Annotated in this window: 10 protein-coding genes; 6 read left to right on the top strand and 4 right to left on the bottom strand. The window is 42.2% G+C overall.

Annotated features, from left to right (window positions below):
- Positions 1-272: 272 nt before the first annotated feature.
- Genes H5181_RS12080 through H5181_RS12070 form a run of 3 tightly spaced genes read right to left on the bottom strand, consistent with a single transcriptional unit; the run spans position 273 to position 7,672 of the window.
- Complete coding sequence (locus H5181_RS12080; protein ID WP_182751136.1) at positions 273-3,338, bottom strand: efflux RND transporter permease subunit; 3,066 nt, start codon at positions 3,336-3,338, stop codon at positions 273-275.
- Positions 3,335-6,586 (bottom strand): efflux RND transporter permease subunit, encoded by a 3,252-nt coding sequence (locus tag H5181_RS12075; RefSeq protein WP_182751135.1) that lies wholly within the window; start codon positions 6,584-6,586, stop codon positions 3,335-3,337. The genes H5181_RS12080 and H5181_RS12075 overlap by 4 nt, the downstream gene beginning before the upstream one ends.
- A 12-nt stretch (positions 6,587-6,598) precedes the next feature.
- Complete coding sequence (locus tag H5181_RS12070) at positions 6,599-7,672, bottom strand: efflux RND transporter periplasmic adaptor subunit (protein ID WP_059746230.1); 1,074 nt, start codon at positions 7,670-7,672, stop codon at positions 6,599-6,601.
- A 321-nt stretch (positions 7,673-7,993) separates the two neighbouring features.
- Here H5181_RS12070 and rhlP point away from each other — a divergent pair, with 321 nt between their 5' ends.
- Complete coding sequence (rhlP, locus tag H5181_RS12065; protein WP_011637834.1) at positions 7,994-8,836, top strand: rhombotarget lipoprotein; 843 nt, start codon at positions 7,994-7,996, stop codon at positions 8,834-8,836.
- A gap of 277 nt (positions 8,837-9,113) precedes the next feature.
- On the opposite strand, the gene H5181_RS12060 is transcribed toward rhlP, so the two are convergent.
- Positions 9,114-10,400, bottom strand: coding sequence for a citrate synthase (locus H5181_RS12060; RefSeq protein ID WP_011637803.1), 1,287 nt, complete (start codon positions 10,398-10,400; stop codon positions 9,114-9,116).
- 409 nt (positions 10,401-10,809) lie between these two features.
- Here H5181_RS12060 and sdhC point away from each other — a divergent pair, with 409 nt between their 5' ends.
- The 5 genes from sdhC to sucA all read left to right on the top strand — a co-directional run bounded on the left by sdhC (position 10,810) and on the right by sucA (position 17,062).
- On the top strand, positions 10,810-11,205 hold the full coding sequence (sdhC, locus tag H5181_RS12055; RefSeq protein WP_011637802.1) for a succinate dehydrogenase cytochrome b556 subunit: 396 nt from the start codon (positions 10,810-10,812) through the stop codon (positions 11,203-11,205).
- Complete coding sequence (sdhD, locus tag H5181_RS12050; RefSeq protein ID WP_011637801.1) at positions 11,199-11,546, top strand: succinate dehydrogenase, hydrophobic membrane anchor protein; 348 nt, start codon at positions 11,199-11,201, stop codon at positions 11,544-11,546. Before sdhC ends, sdhD begins: the two co-directional genes overlap by 7 nt.
- Positions 11,547-13,313 (top strand): succinate dehydrogenase flavoprotein subunit, encoded by a 1,767-nt coding sequence (gene sdhA / locus H5181_RS12045; protein WP_011637800.1) that lies wholly within the window; start codon positions 11,547-11,549, stop codon positions 13,311-13,313.
- Between the two features lie 16 nt (positions 13,314-13,329).
- Positions 13,330-14,037 carry a succinate dehydrogenase iron-sulfur subunit gene (locus H5181_RS12040; RefSeq protein ID WP_011637799.1) on the top strand — a complete coding sequence of 236 codons (708 nt, stop codon included), beginning with the start codon at positions 13,330-13,332 and terminating at the stop codon, positions 14,035-14,037.
- 202 nt (positions 14,038-14,239) lie between these two features.
- A complete protein-coding gene (sucA, locus tag H5181_RS12035) occupies positions 14,240-17,062 on the top strand; it encodes a 2-oxoglutarate dehydrogenase E1 component (RefSeq protein ID WP_182751134.1) in 2,823 nt (940 codons plus the stop codon).
- Positions 17,063-17,089 lie beyond the last annotated feature (27 nt).

Here is a 17,089-nt window from a genome sequence, read left to right as displayed (position 1 = left end):
TAAATTAACCTGAACTCGGGATAAGGGATGAACTTAGCTATTTAAAATCAGCATGTTAACCCAGTTCACTTTCAAGCTTGTCATTTGTTATGCTAATAAGGCGAATTGACGCGTCAATAGCTACCTATTGTAAGTCGATTCAACACAGTTAGCAGGACAAAGGGCTGTTTGAAAGGCGTTTATTATCCCGAGCTCAGGTTAAATTAACATCTGGTCTAATAAAACCGCGCTTCGTCAGTATGACGAAGCGCTAGCAGAACTGAAGTGCGGGACTATTTGGTCCAAGGCAACAGTTTTTGGGCAAATGTATTGGCTACCCCTAATCTAATTGCGGCTTTATGGCGCACGAGATATAGCGCTTGATAGCATAATGGTACCAAGTACAAACTGGTGACAGTTGAAAAGGTTAACCCACCAATAATTGCAATGGCCATTGGCGAATACGGCGGCCCACCACCGCCTATCTGAGTATCTCCCATGGCTAATGGCACTAATCCCAGCACTGTGGTTGCAACCGTCATTAATACCGGACGTAAACGAGTAATACACACGTTAATGATGGTATCACTTAGCTTATCCAAATCGGGTGTCATCTGATTAATTTGGTCTACCAGTACAATACCGTTATTAACCACAATGCCCATCAAAATAAGTATGCCAATCATCGACATTACCGACATTGGTGTACCTGTGAGCCACAATGCCCAGAACACGCCAGTAATTGAGAACATAATCGAAGTGATAATAGCAGTAGGTAGCAGCAGTGATTCAAATAACGCCGCCATGACGATATAAATCATTGCGATAGCCAAGATCATATTTACCGCCATGATGGACTGGTCTTCATCTTGGCGTTCAAAACCACCGCGTAACGAGTAACCGTACCCGTAAGGGAAGTTCACCGAGTCCATCACCTGAGTAATTTTAGTTTGCGCTTCTTCGGTTGTGAGATCTTCAAGATTTGCGCCAATGGATAAAGCCGTTTGGCGATTAAAATGACGAATAGTATCAAATCGAGGCACCACAGTTGCTTCAGCTAAACTGTCCAGGGTATAAACTCGGTCACCTTGGCGAATAATCGGCAGTTGCTTAAGCTTTTCTAAAGAGTTCTGCCAGCTTTTGTCGTAGGCCAGTTCGATGCGTAGTTCGCCGCTAGGATCATGGCGAAACGAACGTAACTGCGAACCTCTTAAGGCAATGGCAATGTTCGATGCTATATCGCTTAAGGTTAAATCCAGACGGGCAGCCATTTCTCGGTTGATCACCACCACCACTTCTTGTTGGGCGCCATTCACTTCCGAGCGCACATCGACTAAGCCTTCAATATTGTCGAGCAATGGCATCACTTGTTCACTGATGCGAATTAATTCCGTTGTTGAGCGCCCTGTTAAGGTTACACGAATGCCATTATTTTCATTGCCCCAACCAAATTGTGGCGTGGCAATCGAAAATTTAGGAAATCCTTCGCGGATCATTTTCTTTAACTCACCAATGTCTATAGGGATGTCTTTTTGCAATAAAATGGTTGATTGTGCATCTTGCGGGGCGTAGTAACTGTAAACCGCATCAATATAAAACTTGTCTTTATTGCTGTATAAATACGTTTCCATGCTATTAATCATGGCTTCGGTCACCGCTAGATTATGGCGACCTTCTAGCTGGTAATTAATGTATAAACGGTCATTACCTTCGCCATCTCCTTGATCTTGTTGCACCATACTTAATGGCAATGCTGTTGATACCAACAATGCCACTGCGATGACACCAGAACGTTTTGGTCGGGTTAATATCCACGTGAGGCTACGTTGATAAAAACGCCCTAAGCGATTGTTGTCATTAGCGGCCTGCACTTCAAAGTGAAAGTGGTTGAGCATCAGTGGGATTAATGTTTTCGCTACCAATAATGAAGCCGCTAGCGAGATACAAATGGCCACAGCAACATGTTCTAAAAAGATGGTCAGTTGCACTTTTACGCCGAAAATATTCGGTAAAAATACAATGGCGGTGGTTAATGTGCCTGCTAAAACCGCCAAAGAGACTTTTTCAACGCCAGTTAACACGGCTTGTTGGTTGGCTTTTATCTGACAAGTGTCGTCAATATGCCCAGCTTGTTTCTCTTGTAGCACGCTTTCGGTGACGACAACCGCATTATCAATCAACATGCCGACGGCTAATAACAATCCCATCATCGATAAAATATTTAAGCTGTAGCCTAAAAAGTACATACCAGCCAATGTCATACATAATGAAATCGGCACTGATGAGATAACTACTAAGGTCATTTTAAGATTGCGCAAAAACAGAAACAGCACCCCAAATGACAGTACCGCACCCATTAAGCCAGACAGTAATAAGTCTTTGAGTGAGGACTTAACGCCATAGGCTTGGTCTTCCATGATAAACAGTTTGATGCCATTAAATTGCTGATCTTGCTTAACCTGTTCGATAACGCTTAGTACACGGTCAGACACCTCAACTAAATTGGCACCAGATTCCTTAAATACATCAATACCCACCGCATATTTTTGATCTAAATGTCGGCCTTCAATTTTCTCGGGCAGGGCATAGCTCACCATCGCAATATCTTGCAGGCGAATACCCGGCACTATCACCAGATTATTGATATCGTCAAGGCTGGTAAATTCACCTTTTGGTGAGACTTGATACACCCTTGAGTTTTCTCTTAGGGTACCTGCACTGATGACAAAGTTTTCTGCCAGTAAACGCGATCGTAAATCGAGGCTATTAAGGCTTGATGCGACCAATTTATCGGCATCAAGTCGGATTTCAATCTGCTTTTGTTCAACGCCATAAAGGGTGACTTTTGATACGCCGTCAACGCGTTCAAGCGGTTTACGAAGCTGTTTGTCTAACAAATCAAATGCATTAGAGAGTTCGCGCTCGCTTGATATGCGAATGGTTAACACCGGCATATCGGCGGTTGAGAACTGTTGGATCATGACGCGCTCAACATCTTTTGGTAATAAATGCCTTACCGAGTCAATTTTCTCGCGCGCTTCTAGGCTTTTGGTGGCAACATCTTCACCCCATTTCATGTTGAGCTGAATAAACGCACCGTCTTGGGTTGAATCTGATCGCACCTCTTCTATGCCGCTCATGGTAGCAAGTGACTCTTCCAGCACTTTAGTGATGTCGCGTTCAACTTCTGCAGGGCTGGAGCCTTTGTACGGAACTTGCACCACAATTTGTGGAATATCAATTCCTGGAAACATTTCTAATGGCAGCATTCTACTGGCCGCCATGCCAAACAACATAATGGCCAAGAAAAACATGCAGGTGGTGACGGGGCGCTTTATCGCCAGTTGAGTTATGTTCATGCTGGCGTCTCCGCTGTATTAAACTCAACGTCACTTTGGGTATATTGTTTACGGTCAAATAGCGCATATAGAGCTGGAATAACTAACAATGTAAGCAAGGTTGACATGCTTAATCCGAAAATGACTGTAATGGCCATTGGCGCACGAACTTCACTGCCATCGCCAATGCCTATTGCCATTGGTAATAAACCTAAGGTAGTGGTTAGGGTTGTCATCATGATAGGACGTAAACGAGATTGCGCGGCATCATTAATCGCGGTCAGTTTATCAATACCTTCTTGGCGCAATTGATTAATACGGTCAACCAATACAATCGCATTGTTGACCACAATACCTGCTAGCATGATTAAGCCAATAAATACCACTACGCTCAAATGGGTCCCGGTAATGAATAAACCCACAATACTGCCGGCAACGGCCATCGGAACAGCGATTAAGATTAGCAGTGGATGCAACAATGATTCAAATTGGCTGGCCATTACTAAATACACTAGGAAGATAGCCAAAACGAGGGCTATTTTCAATGAGTCAAATGAGTGCTCCATTTCTTCATTTTGGCCGCCAAATCTGGCTTGAATAGAACTTGGTAGCTGCTGTTTAGCCAATATCTGCTGGGCTTCAATTACCGCTTCGCTTAAGTCACCGTAAGCCAAATTAGACGACACAATAGCGACTCGTTGTTGACTAATACGATTAATCGCTGAAGGACCAATTTGTAAATCGATAGTGGCAATAGCACTTAATGGAATAGGTTGGGCGCTATTGGGATTAATAATTAACGATTCAATGTCGCTGATTTGATCGCGTTCGCTTAATTCACTGCGCACCAAAATATCCACTTTACGATCACGTACTGTAAACTGGCTGGCAATAGTACCACCAACACGTTGAGCTATGCGGTTAGCAACTGTCGGAGCATCCATTCCCAGCGCGGCTAAACGGGCATGGTCAAAGCGAATACTGATCTCTGGTTGGCCATCACGTAAGGTAGTATTAATGTCACTAAAGCGGTCAGAATCAGACAAGGCATTAACCAGTTGGTCTGCACTTTGTTTGAGTTGAGCTAAATCATAACCCGATAGCTCAATTTCAAGCGGGGTTTTAAAGCTGAATAATTCAGGGTGTTCAATTTGAGCCTCTAGTTCAGGAATGTTTTTTGCTGTGTTACGCAATACCTGGCTAACCGCATTAAAGGCTAAAGGGTCTGCGAGTACCACTTGTAATCGGCCCCAGTTTTCACCACCTCTTGCAGTATCCGATGTCATTAACCCACCGCTACCGGCTTGACTATAGGCGTGTTTCACATCTTTACGGTCTTTAATCGACAGGGCTAGTTGTTGTAATACAGCATCAGTTTCACTGACTTCGGTGCCTGGTGGTAATAATACTTCGACATAAAATTCTCCTTGATTCATCGGCGGGATTAGCTCGACACCTAACTTAGGCAGCAAACTGCTTGACGCTAGGGTCACCAATAGTGCTAACACAATGGTTAACACTTGGTGGCGAAGAGCGTGATGTAATACACGGAAATAGATTGATTCGACTATGCGGTATAAGTAGTTAAAACCAGCGCAGATGGGTTTGAGCAACAGTCCAAATACACTACTTACAAAACGGCTAATGACAATAATTGCGGTTAACAATCCTGAAGGCAAATAGCTAAACAAGAGTTTAAATGGAAAGCTCAGCACAGCCAGTAAGTAATAGGCCACTTTTCCTTTTCGGCTAGTGGGTTTAGGTTTTTGGGCGACTTCAATAGGTTGCGGCAGGCTAGTAAAACCTTGACGTGATGCCAACATGGGAATGGCTGTTAAGGCAACAAATAATGAGGCGAGTAGGGCGAACGTGACTGTGAGCGCTTGGTCGGCAAATAAGGCTCCTGCAATGCCGTCTACAAACACTAAAGGGACAAATACCGCCAAAGTGGTGAGTGTTGAAGCAAAAATGGCGCCTGAGACTTCTTTACATCCTGTGACGGCAGCTTCAACTTTACTCATGCCTTGAGATTTATAACGGTCTATGTTTTCTAATACCACAATGGCATTGTCGACCAATAAACCAATCGCTAACGCAATACCACCTAACGACATAATGTTTAAGCTGATATTGGCAAAATACATCATGTTAAAGGTGGCAATAACCGAAAAGGGGATCGAGATAGAAATAATTAATGTGGCAATAATGTCCCGTAAAAACAGGTAAATTACCAGCATCGCCAGTAAGCTGCCAAATAACGCTGCCGATGTCACTTCATTGACTGCGCTTTCAATAAACTCAGATTGGTCGTAAATTACTTTTAACTTATTGTGTTCATTAGCTAGATTGATTTTTTCAAGTTCAGATCGTAGCTTTTGTGCAACAGCAACGGTATTGGCGTCACCTTCTTTGTATATGGCTAGTTCAATCGATTCTACTTCGCCGATGCGAGTAATATCACTGCGCTCTTTGTAGGCATCACTAATCACCGCAATATCAGATAATCTCACTAACGTTTGGCCATCGCGGTAGATAATCACTTGACCTAATTCATCTAATGAATTGAATTGATTTAAGGTTCTGACCAAGTATTCTTTATCACCCTGAATCACTTTACCTGCTGAAAGGTTGATATTTTCTTCGTTTATACGGCGCTTAACCTGGTCGGCATTAAGGTTCAATTGGCTTAGTTTTTGTTGATTTAATTCAATATGAACTTCTTGCTCTAACCCGCCTGATAGCCTTACGGCGGCAACACCGGATAAGGCTTCTAAACGTCGTTTTAACTCCTCATCTGCAAAGGTTCGCATTTGCTTTAACTGCTCCGCGTCTGCATTGGGTACAGAAAAAGCTAAGCGCATGATGGGATCAAGATTGGGGTTAAAACGCAGTAATAATGGCTTATTAATGTCTAAGGGCAGCTCGATAGTGTCGATTTTTTCACGCACTTCAAGGCTAGCCATGTCCATATTTGTGCCCCATTCAAACTCGAGCACAACATCAGACATGCCAGAACGTGAAATTGAACTTATTTTCCGCAGTCCTTTTACCACCCCAACCGCTTCTTCAATTGGTTTTGATACCAGCTGCTCAATTTCAACCGGAGCAGCACCGTCATAGGCTGTGCGTATGGTCACGCTGGGATAGCTTAAATCGGGTAACAGTTTTACCGCGAGGCGAGAAAATCCTACCATGCCAAAAAGCATCACAGCTAACATGAACATCCATACAGTGACGGGGCGTTTAACCGAAGTGTTAATTATTGACATTATCCCGCTCCGTTATCGAATAGCTGCGAAGCTAAGTGGGGTAATAATTTCCACTAATGATTGATCTTTGAGGTTCTGCTGGCCCCGGATGACAATTTGTTCGCCATCTTCAACACCCGATAAAATTTCAACCGTGTTATTTTCACGATATCCCAAGGTGACTTCACGTCGTTGTGCCTTGGTGTCTTTTATCACATATAAAGCTTGAGTGTTGTCTTGGTTGATTAATGCGTTATAAGGCACGGTAAGTACATCAAGATGGGTATCATATTTAAGCTCAACCCGAGTAAACATACCCGCTTTTAATGTAGCATCTTGATTTGGCACGGCTAATGTCACTTTAAACGTACCGCTTTGAGCATCCACTATTGGACTAATGCGCAGTACTTTTGCATCGATAATATGGGCAGCGCTACCTTGATGTTGTTGAATAATACTGGCTTGTTGACCAACTCGTAAACTTGCAAGCTGTTGTTCTGGTAAGTGTAATATGCCGTGAAGTTGGTCTTGATTGACAACATAAAATAACTCTTGGAACTCTTTGGCCATATTGCCCGTTTTAACATAACGTGCAGCAACGACACCATTAATAGGCGAGGTGATTTGGCTTTCTTTAACTTGCAGTTCTGCTAAGTCACGCTGTGCTTTAGCAGCTTGCAGGTTGAACTCGAGTTTGGCCATCTGATCCTGGCTAATAAACTCTTTGTTGTTCATTTTGTTTAAACGATTTAATTCTTGCTGAATAATCTGTACTTCGGCTTCTGAGCGATTGAAATCATAGCGTTGACGTTTGGCATCAATTACCGCAAGTATTTGCCCTTTGGTGACTCGATCGCCTTCTTCAACGTTAATCTTTTCGATTATCCCAGCTATTCGGCTCATCACATGAGACTCTTCCGGTGCCTCAAGTGTGGCGGTGGTGCTGTAAAAAGAAGATACATTGCCTGTAGTGACCAGTGCTGTTTCAACTGGGATAGCAAATTTTTCATCTTCTTTTGCTTGTTCTACTTCGCCGCTGCAACCACTTAATGCTGCAATACAAAGTAAAGGAATTGCCATTTTCTTCATGCTGATGAACCTATCCATGGGGTACCTGCTAATGTTATATTTTTTGAATTAAATGACGCTAATGTACTTATTGTTATTCTTAAGCGAGTTAACGTCACGTTATCACTTGTAACTAATGTTAATTAAATACAACAAAGCACTAACTGTGCCACTTTTTATAGTGTTTAAATAACAATGGTTTATAGTATTTTTAGTTAAGGGTTAGCGAAATTGACAATGTTAAGGTAGTGAAAATAATTAACATTTGGTGTGATTGGTTATTTATGTATTTTCGTGTTGTAGAAATAAACAGATTTATTGTTATCGATAAATGGAAAATAGTTTAAAAGGGAAGCGTAAATGAAAAAAACAACATGGTTAGGTACGATGGCATCAGTTTTATTATTGTCTTCATGCAGTATGCTGGTGAGCCAGCAGTCGGGAAAACAGTCTGTTTCGAGCAGCCTGATGGACTTTTTGTATCCTAATAAAGATGACCGTTCAGCACATAGCGCCGAAGTTCCATTGCTCACATTACCGGTAAAAGTCGGTATTGCCTTTGTACCGTCTACAGGCTTTCAAAAAGAGGCCGTCCATAGTAAGGACCAATATGAATTACTAGAAAAAGTGAAAGCGGCTTTTGTCCAATATGATTATATTGATCGCATTGAAGTTATTCCGAGTACTTATCTTGCTGGTGGTGATGGTTTTAACACATTAGAGCAAGTTGGGCGTTTATATGATGTCGACGTAATGGCCTTGGTGTCTTACGATCAAGTGACTCAGTCGGTAGAGAATAATGCCGCGTTATTGTATTGGACAATCGTGGGGATGTATGTGATTCCGGGCAATGAAAATACCGTACAAACATTTGTCGATACGGCAGTATTTGACATTAAAAGTAGGAAAATGCTCTTTAGAGCGCCAGGGATCAGTAAGCTTGAAAAACGCACTACTGCCATAGGTATTGATGAAACCTTAGCAGAAAAATCGATGCAAGGTTTTGATCTAGCGGTCACTGATATGACTAAAAACTTAGATGATGAGTTAGCTCGATTTAAGGTGAGAGTTAAAGAAGAGAAAATTGCCAAGGTGGAACATAGTAATAATTACAGCGGCGGAACAATTGATATTCGGTTTGGTTTACTATTATTGATAATGTTATTCATTAGATTAAGATTAAGTAAGGGTGTTGAACGCTAACCTCACTGGGGACTATGTTCAATTGACTATGCTTAAGTATCTATTTCCAATGAGCAGTGATTAATCGATGAGTCACGTTTTTCGGTTAATCATTTTTATACTGTTGTATTCAATTTAGTGTTAACGATATTATTTTCTGATTCGTTCGAAGCCTGTTTATATAATACTTTTATTTGTAAAGAAGACGTTTTTTTATCTTGAAAAGAACCTGTGTTTATTCATTAACGGACACAAAAAAGCGCCTTTCGGCGCTTTTTTAGTTTGGTTAATCAAAAGATTAACGCTTATCAACGCTCACAAAATCGCGCGCAGACTCACCAGTGTATAACTGACGTGGACGGCTGATTTTATGGCCTGGTTGATCTAACATTTCTTTCCAATGTGAAATCCAACCAACAGTACGTGACAGTGCAAATAACACTGTGAACATATCGTTAGGGATACCAATGGCTTTCATGATGATACCAGAGTAGAAATCAACGTTCGGGTATAGCTTCTTAGAGATGAAGTACTCATCTTCAAGTGCGATACGCTCAAGTTCCATTGCTACGTCTAATAATGGGTCAACCACTTTAAGTTCTTTAAGGACTTCATGACAGGTTTCACGCATCACTTTAGCACGTGGGTCGAAGTTCTTATAAACGCGATGGCCAAAGCCCATTAGGCGGAATGGATCGTTTTTGTCTTTCGCTCTCTCGATAAACTCAGGAATGCGGTCAACGCTGCCGATTTCTTCTAACATTTCTAAGCAAGCTTCGTTAGCACCACCATGAGCTGGGCCCCACAACGAAGCAATACCCGCTGCAATACATGCAAATGGGTTAGCGCCTGAAGAACCTGCTAAACGGACAGTAGATGTAGATGCATTTTGCTCATGATCAGCATGCAGTACAAAAATACGATCCATTGCTTTTTCTACAACAGGATTGACTTTGTACTCTTCACACGGAGTAGCAAACATCATCGACAAGAAGTTACCCGCATAACTTAAATCGTTACGTGGGTAAACAAAAGGTTGCCCCATTGAGTACTTGTAGCACATCGCTGCAATTGTCGGCATTTTCGACACTAAGCGGTAAGCTGCAATTTCACGATGCTTTGGATTGTTAACATCAAGAGAATCTTGATAGAAAGCAGATAATGCACCGGTTACACCACATAGCATTGCCATAGGGTGTGCGTCACGGCGGAAACCTCTGAAGAAGAATGCAATTTGCTCATGTACCATAGTGTGTTCTTTCACTGTGGCAACAAATTGTTCGTAATCAACTTTAGACGGTAATTCACCGTAAAGAAGCAAGTAGCATAAATCTAAATAGGTAGATTCAGTTGCAAGCTGGTCAATTGCATATCCACGATGCAACAAGATACCTTGTTCACCATCGATATATGTAATAGCAGACTCACAAGATGCAGTAGCTAAAAAGCCTGGATCGAAGGTGAAATACCCTTTTTTTCCAAGTGTACTGATGTCGATAACGTCAAAACCTTCAGTACCTTTCTTAATAGGTAGGTCGATTGAATCGTTTCCTGGTAACTCTAATTTGGCTATATTATCAGCCATACCCCGTTCTCCTTACTTCATTCTTCTATATGAGTGCGGCATGTTAAGCGGTCATTACTTTACAGTGGATCGGGATCACAGATCAATTTAAATAAGCGTTTAAATTTGTTAGACCATGGTATATGTTCGCTGAAAACCGCTCTGCGCTTGCATTAGAATAAAAAAATACTAAAAAAACTTATTTTGCATAATGTGAGGTTTGTATTTGACAATTCCCGCGAGTATACTTGCCTGCGTCCCTAAGGGCGACGAGCGTCACAGTTTAGAAATGATCAATTTACTCACTAAATAGTGGTTTCTCAACTGATTAGATGCTTGAGAGTAGTCTGTTTTTTGTTTAAAAAATGCTCTGCCTTGTGCAAGCTTTAGTGGTTAAGCAAAAAATAGATCATAAAAAAAATAATGCTCAATGGAGCTGAGTGAGCAGAACGTGAAAAAGCAAAGACCTGTCCATCTAGACCTGCAGACGATAAGCTTTCCTGCGACAGCTATCGCATCAATACTGCACCGTATTTCCGGTGTTATCATGCTATTTGCTATTGGTATCCTTCTTTGGTTGTTAAATTCGACTTTAACATCAGCAGATGGGTTCGCTAGCGTACAATCCTTGTTCGATGGTTTCGTGATGAAGTTCATCATTTGGGGCATTCTAACCGCGTTGGGTTATCATTTATTAGGTGGCATTCGTCATTTGATTATGGATGCCGGACATTGGGAAGAGTTAGCTTCGGGTGTCTCATCAGCTAAGGCTACGTTTGTGTTAGCAGTAGTCTTTTCAATCATAGCGGGGATTTGGGTATGGTAACAAATGCAGCAAGTTTTGGACGCAGTGGTGTTCATGACTATATTCTATTACGCGCAAGTGCAGTGATCCTCGCTTGTTATACTATTTTTTTAGTTGGCTTTATCGCGTGTAGTGCCCCGTTAACTTTCGAGATTTGGAATGGTTTGTTTGCTTCACTTCCAATGAAAGTCTTTACCCTAATAACCTTGATTGCTTTACTTATCCATGCGTGGATTGGTGTATGGCAAGTGTTGACTGATTATGTCAAACATACAGCGTTACGTGGTGTATTACAGTTTACCTTTGTGTTGATCGCTTTTAGTTATTTAGCGTCAGGCATTGTAATAGTGTGGGGTGTTTAAGTGAGTATTCCAGTACGCGAATTTGATGTAATCGTAATCGGCGCCGGCGGCGCGGGTATGCGAGCTGCATTACAGATTTCTAAAGAAGGTAAGAGCTGTGCGCTGTTATCTAAAGTATTCCCAACTCGTTCACATACCGTTTCTGCTCAAGGTGGCATCACTGTAGCATTAGGTAATGCGCACGAAGATCATTGGGAACAACACATGTACGACACGGTTAAAGGTTCTGATTTTATCGGCGACCAAGAAGCCATTGAGTTTATGTGTCAAACGGGTCCTGAAGCGATTATCGAACTTGAGCAAATGGGTTTACCTTTCTCTCGTTTCGAAGACGGCACTATCTATCAGCGTCCTTTTGGTGGTCAGTCGCGTAACTTTGGTGGTGAGCAAGCTGCTCGTACTGCTGCTGCAGCTGACCGTACAGGTCATGCATTGCTTCATTGTTTATACCAACAAAACGTTAAACATAAAACTGACGTTTATTCTGAGTGGTATGCCTTAGATTTGGTTAAAAACGAAGATGACGTAGTGGTGGGTTGTACTGCAATTGAAATTGAAACGGGCGAAATTGTTTATTTCAAAGCAAAAGCGACTATTTTAGCGACCGGTGGTGCAGGACGTATTTATGCATCAACCACTAATGCTCACATCAATACTGGTGACGGTGTTGGCATGGCGGCACGCGCTGGTGTTCAGTTACAAGACATGGAAATGTGGCAGTTCCACCCTACAGGTATTGCCGGTGCAGGTGTTTTGGTTACTGAAGGTTGTCGTGGTGAAGGTGGATATCTTCTAAACAAAGACGGCGAGCGTTTCATGGAACGTTATGCGCCAAACGCGAAAGATTTAGCATCTCGTGACGTGGTAGCACGTTCAATGATGACTGAAATTCGTGAAGGTCGTGGTTTAGACGGCCCTTTAGGTCCACATTGTTTGCTAAAACTTGATCATTTAGGTAAAGAAACCTTAGAAGCTCGTCTTCCTGGTGTGTGTGAATTATCACGTACCTTTGCTCATATTGATCCAGCTGATGGTCCAATTCCAGTGTTGCCAACTTGTCATTATATGATGGGCGGTTTACCGACTAAAGTAAGTGGTCAAGTTATTCGTATGAATGACGACGGCACTGAACAAGATGTATTAGGTTTATTTGCTGTTGGTGAGATTGCTTGTGTATCTGTACACGGTGCAAACCGTTTAGGTGGTAACTCTTTACTTGATTTAGTTGTGTTTGGACGTGCTGCTGGTCAGCATTTAGGTAAAGCGTTAGACGCTACACCTGATCCAAAAGCGGCTTCAGACGTAGAAATTAGTGCATCACTTGCTCGTCTTAATCGTTGGGAAAGCAACAAAGACGGCGAAGAACCTGCGGTTATCCGTAAAGATCTTCAATTGTGTATGCAGTTAAATTTCTCTGTTTTCCGCAGTGGAGATGCTATGGCTGAAGGTTTAGAACAGCTACAAGCAATTCAAAAGCGTCTTGAAAATGCTAAGTTATCTGATAATTCAACAGAATTTAATACTCAACGTATTGAGTGCTTAGAATTAGACAACTTAATGGCTACAGCGCTGGCAACTGCTTATGCAGCTAACTTCCGTACTGAAAGCCGTGGTGCGCATTCTCGTGAAGATTATTTAGACCGTGATGATGATAATTGGTTATGTCATAGTTTGTATAACCCAGTCACTCAAGGTATGAGCAAACGTGATGTCAACATGACACCTAAATTACGTGAAGCGTTTCCACCTGTAAAACGTACCTATTAGGCAGGAGTTGCAAAAGATGAAATTAACATTTGCATTGTATCGTTATAATCCTGATGTAGATACCAAGCCTTATATGAAGGATTACACCTTAGAAGTGCCTGATGGCACTGACATGATGGTGTTAGATGCGTTAATTAAACTGAAAGAACAAGACTCAACGCTTGCGTTCCGTCGTTCATGCCGTGAAGGTGTGTGTGGTTCTGACGGTGTTAACATGAATGGTAAAAACGGATTAGCGTGTATTACGCCATTATCTACCTTTAAAGGTAAGAAAATTGAAATCCGTCCTTTACCAGGCATGCCAGTAGTTCGTGATTTGGTTGTAGACTTAACTCAGTTCTACAAGCAATACGAAAAAATTAAGCCTTATCTGATTAATGACGAACAGGCTCCAGCTCGTGAACATTTACAATCACCTGAAGAGCGTGCTCATTTAGATGGTTTATATGAATGTATCATGTGTGCATGTTGTTCAACTGCTTGTCCATCTTTCTGGTGGAATCCGGATAAATTTATCGGGCCAAGTGGTTTATTACATGCATATCGTTTCTTAATTGATAGTCGTGATACGGCCACTGAAGAGCGTTTATCTGAACTAGATGATGCTTACAGTGTGTTCCGTTGTCATGGCATCATGAACTGTGTTGACGTTTGTCCTAAAGGATTAAACCCAACTAAAGCGATTGGTCACATTAAGTCCATGCTGCTTAAGCGAGCTGTTTAATGCACAAACCTGAGCAAAATAATTTGACTTATTAGCTCTGTTAAGAGTCATCTTCAATATTGGAGATGGCTCTTTTGTGTGTTTATGTAATACCTCCTGCTATTATCTTGTTACGATAATTTCAGTCTACGTGTGATGTAACTTACGTTACTCACTGTTATGTTTATGGCTAGCACGTGTATCAAGTTTGAAAGGAATAACAATGCACCAAGGCATCATGAAAGCCTGGCTCGAGTCGTCACATTTAAGTGGTTCGAACTCGACCTACGTAGAAGAGATGTATGAAGCCTATCAAGAAGATCCGCAATCAGTTACTCCTGATTGGCAGCTTGTTTTTGATAACCTCCCTCCGGTTAACGGTGCCTCAGTAGAAGTACCCGAAACTGCTCACTCTAAAGTTCGTGACTATTTCCGTAGTTTAGCTTTACAAGGTCGTTTAAAAAACGCTACTAGCGTCGGCGACCCAGAGTTAGATGCGAAGCAAGTTAAAGTCCTGCAACTGATCAATGCTCACCGTTTCCGTGGCCATCAAAATGCCAATTTAGATCCATTAGGATTGTGGAAGCGTGAAGCTGTTCAGGAATTGGATCCTGCTTACCACGGCTTAACCGTTGATGACATGCAACGTCAGTTTAATACTGGTTCATTCGCCCTCGGCGGTGAGACCATGAAGCTTGCTGATATTATTCATGCACTAAAGAGTACCTATTGTGGCTCGATAGGTGCTGAATACATGCACATTACTGATACCGATGAAAAGCGTTGGATCCAACAACGTCTTGAACCGACATTAGGTAAAGCCAAGTACGATAACAGCGTCAAAAAGCGTATTCTTGAAGGGTTGAATGCAGCCGAAGGTATCGAAAAATACCTTGGTGCTAAATTCCCTGGAGCTAAACGATTCTCTTTAGAAGGTGGTGATGCGCTCGTTCCGATGATGCGTGAAATCATTTACCGTGCAGGCGAAGCTGGAACTAAAGAAATTGTAGTCGGTATGGCTCACCGTGGTCGTTTAAACTTGCTCATAAACGTGCTGGGTAAACGTCCTGCTGAATTGTTTGATGAGTTTGCGGGTAAGCATGCGGACACTCACGGTTCTGGCGACGTAAAATATCACCAAGGTTTCTCATCTGATTTTGAAACGCCAGGTGGAAACGTTCATTTAGCATTAGCCTTTAACCCATCTCATTTAGAGATCGTTAATCCAGTGGTTATTGGTTCTGTACGTGCTCGTCAAGATCGTCGTGGTTGTAAAGATGGTCTGCAAGTTATGCCTATCACCATTCATGGTGATTCAGCTATAACTGGCCAAGGCATTGTGCAAGAGACGTTCAACATGTCTCAAACACGTGGTTTTACTATTGGTGGTAGTATTCGAATTGTGGTTAATAACCAAGTTGGTTTTACCACATCAAACCAAGCTGACACACGTTCAACCGAATACTGTACTGACATCGCTAAGATGGTTCAGGCACCGATTTTCCATGTCAATTCTGACGATCCTGAAGCCGTTGCGTTTATTTCTCAACTTGCAGTGGATTATCGTAATGAATTTAAACGTGATGTAGTGATTGATTTAGTGTGTTATCGCCGTCATGGCCATAACGAAGCTGATGAGCCTAGTGCTACTCAGCCGTTAATGTACGCTAAAATCAAAAAACACCCTACGCCACGTAAAATTTATGCTGATAAGTTGATAGCTGAAAACAGCATTCCTGCAGATGAAGTGACCGGACTGATTAACCATTATCGTGATGCATTAGATGCAGGTGATTGTGTGGTTAAAGAATGGCGTCCTATGACGTTGCATACAGTTGACTGGACACCTTATTTAAATCGCGAATGGGATGAAGAATACGCCGGTTCAATGTCGATGGAACGTCTGCAAAACTTAGCCAATAAGTTAGTTGATATTCCTGAAAATCATACGCTTCAATCTCGTGTTGCCAAAATTTGTGCTGATCGCACTGCGATGGCTAAAGGCGAGAAGTTATTGGACTGGGGTTTCGCTGAAACGTTAGCTTATGCTTCTATTCTTGAAGATAAAAAGCGTGTGCGCATTACGGGTCAAGACTCTGGTCGCGGCACGTTCTTCCATCGTCATGCTGTATTGCATAGCCAAAAAGACGGTTCTACCTATTTACCTTTGCGTAATGTGGCTGATGAACAAGGGCCAATTGATATTATTGACTCAGTATTATCAGAAGCATCAGTGTTGGCATTTGAATATGGTTACGCAACTGCAGAACCAGGTGGCTTGACCATTTGGGAAGCGCAGTTTGGTGACTTCGTTAACTGTGCCCAGGTAGTGATTGACCAATTCTTATCATCTGGTGAGCAAAAGTGGGGCCGTTTATGTGGTCTGACTATGTTGTTACCTCATGGTTATGAAGGTCAGGGACCTGAGCATTCAAGTGGCCGTTTAGAGCGTTTCTTGCAATTATGTGCTAACCACAACATGCAAGTGTGTGTGCCATCAACTCCGGCGCAGGTTTATCATATGTTGCGTCGCCAAGTTGTGCGTCCTATGCGTCGCCCGTTAGTGGTAATGTCACCTAAATCTTTGCTACGTCACCCATTAGCGGTGTCTACCTTAGAAGAACTTGCCGAAGGTACTTTCCAAAATATCATTGGCGAGATAGATACCTTAGATGCAAGTCAAGTTGACCGCGTTGTATTCTGTAGCGGTAAGGTGTATTTCGAGTTACTTGAAAAGCGTCGTAAAGAGAATGTGACCAACGTTGCCATTGTGCGAGTTGAGCAGCTGTATCCGTTCCCTGATGTGGAATTGCGTGCGGCGTTAGAAACATATCAACATGTTACTGATTTTGTTTGGTGTCAAGAAGAGCCGCAAAACCAAGGGGCATGGTACTGTAGTCAGCATCATTTCTGGGCTAATATTCCTGCAGGTGCTCAATTAACTTATGCCGGTCGTGAAGCTTCTGCTGCACCAGCATGTGGTTACCCTGGGTTGCATGTACAGCAGCAAGAATCATTAGTAAATAGCGCATTAAAACTGTCGTAATAGATAATTTATATAAGGGAAGCTTTC

The organism is Shewanella sp. SG44-2 (assembly GCF_014164215.1).
Lineage (GTDB): Bacteria > Pseudomonadota > Gammaproteobacteria > Enterobacterales > Shewanellaceae > Shewanella > Shewanella frigidimarina.
Note: the sequence above shows the minus strand (reverse complement) of the source record. Positions and strands in the feature narration are given on the sequence as shown.

Excerpts from the sequence above, each read along its gene's own strand:
- H5181_RS12080 (WP_182751136.1), bottom strand. The coding sequence starts at position 3,338 with ATGAACATAACTCAACTGGCGATAAAGCGCCCCGTCACCACCTGCATG.
- H5181_RS12075 (WP_182751135.1), bottom strand. The coding sequence starts at position 6,586 with ATGTCAATAATTAACACTTCGGTTAAACGCCCCGTCACTGTATGGATG.
- H5181_RS12070 (WP_059746230.1), bottom strand. The coding sequence starts at position 7,672 with ATGGATAGGTTCATCAGCATGAAGAAAATGGCAATTCCTTTACTTTGT.
- rhlP (WP_011637834.1), top strand. The coding sequence starts at position 7,994 with ATGAAAAAAACAACATGGTTAGGTACGATGGCATCAGTTTTATTATTG.
- H5181_RS12060 (WP_011637803.1), bottom strand. The coding sequence starts at position 10,400 with ATGGCTGATAATATAGCCAAATTAGAGTTACCAGGAAACGATTCAATC.
- sdhC (WP_011637802.1), top strand. The coding sequence starts at position 10,810 with ATGGAGCTGAGTGAGCAGAACGTGAAAAAGCAAAGACCTGTCCATCTA.
- sdhD (WP_011637801.1), top strand. The coding sequence starts at position 11,199 with ATGGTAACAAATGCAGCAAGTTTTGGACGCAGTGGTGTTCATGACTAT.
- H5181_RS12040 (WP_011637799.1), top strand. The coding sequence starts at position 13,330 with ATGAAATTAACATTTGCATTGTATCGTTATAATCCTGATGTAGATACC.
- sucA (WP_182751134.1), top strand. The coding sequence starts at position 14,240 with ATGCACCAAGGCATCATGAAAGCCTGGCTCGAGTCGTCACATTTAAGT.